This is a genomic window from Croceitalea marina, assembly GCF_042684265.1.
In the GTDB taxonomy this organism is placed as follows: domain Bacteria; phylum Bacteroidota; class Bacteroidia; order Flavobacteriales; family Flavobacteriaceae; genus Croceitalea; species Croceitalea marina.
Genome location: NZ_JBHULB010000052.1, coordinates 1 through 1800, shown reverse-complemented (window position 1 = coordinate 1800; position 1800 = coordinate 1). Strand labels below are relative to the sequence as shown.

Here is a 1800-nt window from a genome sequence, read left to right as displayed (position 1 = left end):
TGCAATCAATCTATACAATGAAATAAGATTACATTTATCTTTAGAATACAAAACACCTAATATGGTATATAAATTAACAGCGTAAATCTATTTTTAACCTGTAGCCATATTTCAGGACTAGACATATTAAAATTGTATTTTGGTGTTCTAATCCAACTTAATTATGAAAAAATATCTTGTTATTATTCTTGTGTTAATTATAACTTCATGTAAGTCAAGTTCAAATCCTTTATCAATTGATATCATTGCTGAAGACTATGTAAAATTGGTTTTAGAAATTGGACAATATGATAATGCCTTTGTTGATGCTTATTTTGGTCCAGAAGAATGGAAACCAACAGAACCAAAATCTGAAACATTACCTCTAGATAATTTTGTACAACGTGCCAATACATTGATAAGTCAATGTGATGAATTACTTGTTTCAGATAACCCAAATTTGGAAATTGCCCGCATTAACATGCTTAAAAAACAACTAATTGCTGTTAGAACGAAAATCGAAATGATAGGTGGTAAGACATTTCCATTTGATGAAGAGGCTAAATTACTTTATGACGCAGTACCTCCACATTTCTCGTTCTCTCATTTTGATGAACTATTAGGTGAATTAGATAGTCTTCTACCTGGCGATGGAGATTTGCCTACCAGATACAATAATTTTATGGCTGAATTTATTATTCCAAAAGATAAGCTCGATACGGTTTTTAGAGTTGCTATAAACGAATCTAGAAAAATTACAAAACACTATTTTGAATTACCAGAAAACGAAAATTTTGTTCTGGAATATGTAACTGATAAGGTTTGGGGTGGCTATAATTATTATCAAGGTAATGCTCAAAGTCTGATACAAATAAATACTGATTTTCCTATTTATATTAGCAGAGCTATAGATTTAGGCAGTCATGAAGGTTATCCAGGGCACCATATTTATATGATGCTTACAGAGCAAAATCTAGTAAATACAAAAGGTTGGATGGAATATTCAGTCTATCCTTTATTTTCGCCATTCTCACTTATTTCAGAAGGCAGTGCGAATTATGGCATTGATGTTGTTTTCCCTGGTGATAAAAGGATAGATTTCGAAAAGGAATATCTGTTCCCACTTGCTGGAATAGATACAAGTAAAGCCGAAATATTTTACACAGTACAAGATGTAATGAGCAAATTAAATTATGCAAGAAATGAGACAGCAAGAGCCTACCTTAATGGAGGTCTCACACGTGAGAATGCCATAAAACAAATTGAAAAATATAGTCTTTTTACACCAGAAAAAGCAGAGCAAAGCGTGCGTTTTATTGAAGCAAACCGCAGTTATGTAATTAATTATAATTTAGGAAAAGATTTAGTTGCCAAGCACGTTGAGATGCTAGGTGGTTCTTACAATAATCCTGAAAAACGTTGGGAAATTTTTAAAGAACTATTAAGCAATCCTTATACTGCAAGTACCTTAAAGAAAGAATAAGCTAACCTATTAGGATAGTCTTTTCATAAATCGATTCTCTTGATAAATTATAGAATAATAAGTAAGATAAACTATTGCTAACACCGTATAAAATTAATTGCTAGTGCCAGCCTACTTACGAAAATCCTCGCGGATTTTCTATTCGGTTCGTATTTGCTAAATTAGGTGCTTTAACACGCAACTAATCTTATACAAACACGTTAGGCAACATTTTGACCCGTCCTGAATAAAGGCTACATAATTCTTACAATTATGTACAAAAATGACAAAGTAATCAGACGGTATTCCGAATCTTTCAAACTCAAAATTCTGGACGAACTTACAACCGGAAAACTAAA

General features: G+C 32.0%; 1 protein-coding gene. It reads left to right on the top strand.

The genetic code is table 11. The features are described from left to right. Positions 1–163 precede the first annotated feature (163 nt). On the top strand, positions 164–1462 hold the full coding sequence (locus tag ACFSQJ_RS14300) for a hypothetical protein (RefSeq protein ID WP_377767655.1): 1299 nt from the start codon (positions 164–166) through the stop codon (positions 1460–1462). Positions 1463–1800: the final 338 nt, after the last annotated feature.